This window comes from Pseudomonadota bacterium, assembly GCA_026388315.1.
Taxonomy (GTDB): domain Bacteria; phylum Desulfobacterota; class Syntrophorhabdia; order Syntrophorhabdales; family Syntrophorhabdaceae; genus MWEV01.
In genome coordinates this window covers 1-4092 of the sequence record JAPLKA010000011.1, presented here as the reverse complement: position 1 = coordinate 4092, position 4092 = coordinate 1, and the positions used below count along the sequence as shown (strand labels likewise).

General features: G+C 48.7%; 5 protein-coding genes. 2 read left to right on the top strand and 3 right to left on the bottom strand.

All coding sequences use genetic code 11. From position 1 onward, the window contains the following. Positions 1–220: GNAT family N-acetyltransferase (locus NTX75_00525; protein MCX5814713.1), on the top strand; the 220-nt coding region annotated here is incomplete at its 5' end. Positions 221–860: 640 nt separating this feature from the next. Here NTX75_00525 and NTX75_00520 read toward each other — a convergent pair. From NTX75_00520 to NTX75_00510, 3 genes are all read right to left on the bottom strand, one after another. Then, positions 861–1829: a nitroreductase family protein gene (locus tag NTX75_00520; GenBank protein MCX5814712.1), complete on the bottom strand. Its 969-nt coding sequence runs from the start codon at positions 1827–1829 to the stop codon at positions 861–863. 54 nt (positions 1830–1883) lie between these two features. After that, complete coding sequence (locus NTX75_00515; GenBank protein ID MCX5814711.1) at positions 1884–2846, bottom strand: transposase; 963 nt, start codon at positions 2844–2846, stop codon at positions 1884–1886. 241 nt (positions 2847–3087) lie between these two features. Next, the gene (locus tag NTX75_00510) at positions 3088–3672 is read right to left on the bottom strand and encodes a hypothetical protein (GenBank protein ID MCX5814710.1); all 585 of its coding nucleotides are present in this window, start codon (positions 3670–3672) and stop codon (positions 3088–3090) included. Positions 3673–3792: 120 nt separating this feature from the next. On the opposite strand from NTX75_00510, the gene NTX75_00505 reads away from it, so the two are divergent. Continuing rightward, on the top strand, positions 3793–4092 hold a 300-nt coding region (locus tag NTX75_00505; GenBank protein MCX5814709.1), incomplete at its 3' end, for a hypothetical protein.

Here is a 4092-nt window from a genome sequence, read left to right as displayed (position 1 = left end):
GGAAAACGTTGGATGTATCGACACCATTGGAGTAGACAAAGAATGGCAGGGAAAAGGTATTTCCCAACTCCTGTTTAAGGAAATGTACTCCATGCTTAAAAAGCTTGGTCTTGATGCAATCTACGTCTTTGTGGACAGGAAACAAATGGATCTCGTCAAGTTCTTTGACAAAATGGGCTTTGTCAGGGGAGATATGTTTAGCATGGAATTAAAAATCTAACCCAAGAGTCAACAGGGTGCCCTTTAACGGCCTGTTGCCTAAATATTGTTTTCGCCGGAACACTGTTTTGCTCTCTGCTCCCTGCGCTTCCTTACCCTTGCAACGGTTCGCATCCATTCGGCCTTCTAACTTGCCGCTGGGCTTCGAACAAATCAGGGCGGCCCAGACGCGGCACTGGCCGCGGGCACATTTCTGCTTACCGGCAGGGTCCCAAGGCAAGCTCGAAGTCGCGACTCGCAAAAAGCTCTTCCGGCTTGCTACCTCAAATGTACCCGATGGTTGTTTAGGCAACAAGCCGTCAAGGGCTGACCCCGCTATTTCTCCCAAGGGTCATTTTTCATGGGGTTTCCATACTTTCTTTCACAGTGAAAGAAAAAAAACCAATGCTCCAAACCAAGGCCAGCATTGGGTTTACAGAGATTTCCTGTTTTGCACCAACTGTTGGTGTAGACGCTACAGACACGGTGTCTGTAATCGCCCGGCAGGATCTGAAATCGAATTTCTTTTCTATCATCTGGTTCCAACACAGAGGTCAGCCACAGCTGTAAGACGTCAGCTGTATTGCTTTGTTGGGCAATGTTTTGAAACATTTTTGAACATCACATTTCAATATTTCAAGAGCATCCCCATCGCCGTTCCATCAACTCCAGATGACCTCCGGAACACGCTCGTACCGGATCTCGTTCTGGTACTTATACTTTGAGTATCCGAATATGCCAACTGCGTAAATCCGGCAGCCCTTGGGCAAATCGACAATTCGTTCAATCGCCCTGTGGGCATACTGTGCGTAGCCGATAACGCAACTGCCTATGCCCTGAGTCTCGCCGTAGAGCATCATGTATTGCTGTGCAATAATACAGTCGTCTATGGCTTGAATGTCGTCTTTCGGCGCGGCAACGCAGATGACGCATGGGGCACCCCGGAAGATGGGCTTGTGGCCCCTAGCGGCTTCCTCTCGTATCGCCAGAAGATCTTCCCGTGAAGTGGAAAGCACGTTTCCCAAGTTGACGTCGACGAGCTTCACGGCACCAACAACCACCGGATTCAGGAGGAGCAGGGTGGTCTTGTAGGCTTTGAGAACCGCATCTTCCATTACGTTGATCTGCTGAGTATCTGTCACAACCACATACTTCCGATGCCGGTTGTTCGACGAACTGGGGGACTTCTCGGCATACTCGACGAGGCGTTCCAGGGCGTCGCGCGCAAGCGCCTTGTCCTTGAACTCCCGCACGGAGCGCTTCGTGCGCAACAGAACCTCCACCGGCCCGAGACCGTCATCGGGTCTACGCACGGTGAACGCTCGACGATTGATGTCGTCCCTGGCTGAAATGGCACCCACAGGACAGATTGCCGCACAGTGCCCGCAGGAACAGCAGAGGGCGGGTTTGCTCAAAGTCAAACGCTTGTCTACAACCGTAATCGCGCTGCTGCCGCATACGCTCGCACACAGTCCGCAACCGGTGCATACAGCCGAGTCGATCATGATGTTGCCGGCGAGACCGGGACCGGTGCAGACCTTTCGCCTTCTGAAGCGGGCAATGACCACTGCGCCAAAAATAGCGCCTCCCACCAGGAACATCACCTCGCCCGCAAGCGCGAGCCCACTCATGACCAGCACTCACTGACCTGCCGGAATCGGCAGGAACGGCGCGACGAACAAAAATCAACAGCCCTTGACATTTGAAATTGCCTTCTTTACCATGTCCAGGTTCTCACATAGCGTCCTGTCCGATGCTATTACCTCTTCAAATCTTTCACATGCCTTCGCTACTGCCGAATGACTGATGTTCCCAAAGAACTGCCCGATCTCCCGGTTCATAAAGCCTGTATGTTTCCTGGCAAGATAGAGGGCAAGATTTCTGTATGCCCCTTTCCGGGTCGTAATCTCTTGTGGTGCAATATGCAAGGTACGGGCTATTGTCTCTACGATCTCCTCCAGGGATAGAGACGTTTTCAGAGACCGCCGGGCAGATGTATCGTCTTTTCCAAGAAGGTCTTTATTGAGTATGGAGAGGGTATCTTTAATGAACTGTTTCTTCCCAAGGATCATGCCACCATAGAGATCTTTGAAAGGATTCTCTCCGGTGTTTATCGCTTCTTCTACAAATGCTTTATAGAAGATAGGGGCATTTTCTATGGAGGTCATATTCCAGATGAGGTCTCGTGAGACGATATCTTCCTTATCAGAGAAGATATAGGATGCATAACTGCTGAAGGCATAGTCCTCGGGTTTTTCTACCATGCCGGCCTTCACAGGGTTGAGATGGATGTAGCGTGAAAGTTCGAGAAGGTAGCTGTCACGGTCTATAAGGATGGCCTTATACCTTCCCTGAAAGAGATGACCGTTCCTTTTTCTCTTTTTATTAAAGTACGTGGTGTAGGCGCCGTTGATGGAATGCATAATTACGCTCAGGTTTGCCCTCGGTGTTTCTCCTATAAGGTGGTAGTGATTCCCCATAAGGACATAGGCGTGGAGAATAAAGCCGAATCTGATCTGAGCCTCCTGAAGATATTGCTTGAATCTGTCATAATCAGTTTTTGTATAAAAGACCTTCTTTCTCTCGTTCCCCCTCCCTGTAATATGATAAAAGGCATGTTCATACTGGATGCGTAACGGTCGGGCCAAAAGGGATCACCTCTTTATTGGATAGTATCGGTTGATTTAATGATGCTATCATGGTGTTAATTCAAATGTCAAGGGCTGACCCTGCTGATCCTGCTGTTTTTTTCTCGAAGGCGCGACTCGCGTAAAGGTTTAACGGCGAAGCCGCAAAGTTCTTCCTGCTCATATTTCAATATTATTTGGTTGTATGTATGTTTAGGCAACAGGCCGTCAAGGGCTGACCCTGCTGATTCTATGATTTCTCCTATGTATTGGATTGGGGGGCTGCGCCTTGCATTGCCATGCGTTTTTTCTTGGCCGTCTTGGAGAACATATTGGTGAAGATGATGCCCACAAGAATCATGGCATACTCTGTGACGCTGAAGCGCCACTCCGGTATGTCGTGGTAGGAGAACTTGACCACATTCAACAGGCTGTTTACCAGAAAAATTGAGGCCCAGAAAGAGCTCGTAATGAAGCAACCTCGTACAAAAGCAGCAGAATCCAAGATCTCCTTGGGTACATTCTCACGGGCATAGTCTCCTGTAAAAGGCCGCCCAAAAAGAACGGAAAGTTGTGCGGCGACGAAGAGCGTTCCAGGAGCAAGGATTGCCAAGTGCCGGATTACCCACATATTCTTGAGCCATATTACGAAGATCAGCGCAAACGCAAAAAATGCATACCCGGCCCAGAGAATGACTCCTCTGTGAAGCTTGGTAATCGCCATAACAATTACCAATGCAATGGCCACAAAAATGGCGATCTGAAGACGGAGCATCGAAGGGCCGGAAATGAACCAAAAGGCTAACCACGGAGCAAATGCCAGAATCAATTTGAACGTCTCTTTCATGTAAGGGTTCTCCTTTGTGTTGAAGTGCGTACCTATTTATTTTTATTAGTATTAGATCAGAATTAATCAGAAGTTATGCACAATGTCAAGTTGTTTCTTCCGCCGCTCGCTTAGCGGATAATGAAGAAGCACATCGAGGGACACCCGCAAGCGGATACCGGGGCGGAGCCAACGAAGATAGGTAGCTCAAAATCATCATCAATGAATTACTTGGTAACACATGGGTCGGGGCGGAAAACACTGGAAAATATTACCTTAAGACCATTATTAATAAAAGACCTCGATGAGGTAGCCCAGATCGACTTTTCACTCTTGGGAAAACAGAGGAAGGAGTACTGGGAAAATAAACTCGAACGTATTGAAGAATCGGGCGTTCCATCACTCGCAGCGGAAATCAACGGAAAGGTAATTGGTTTTATT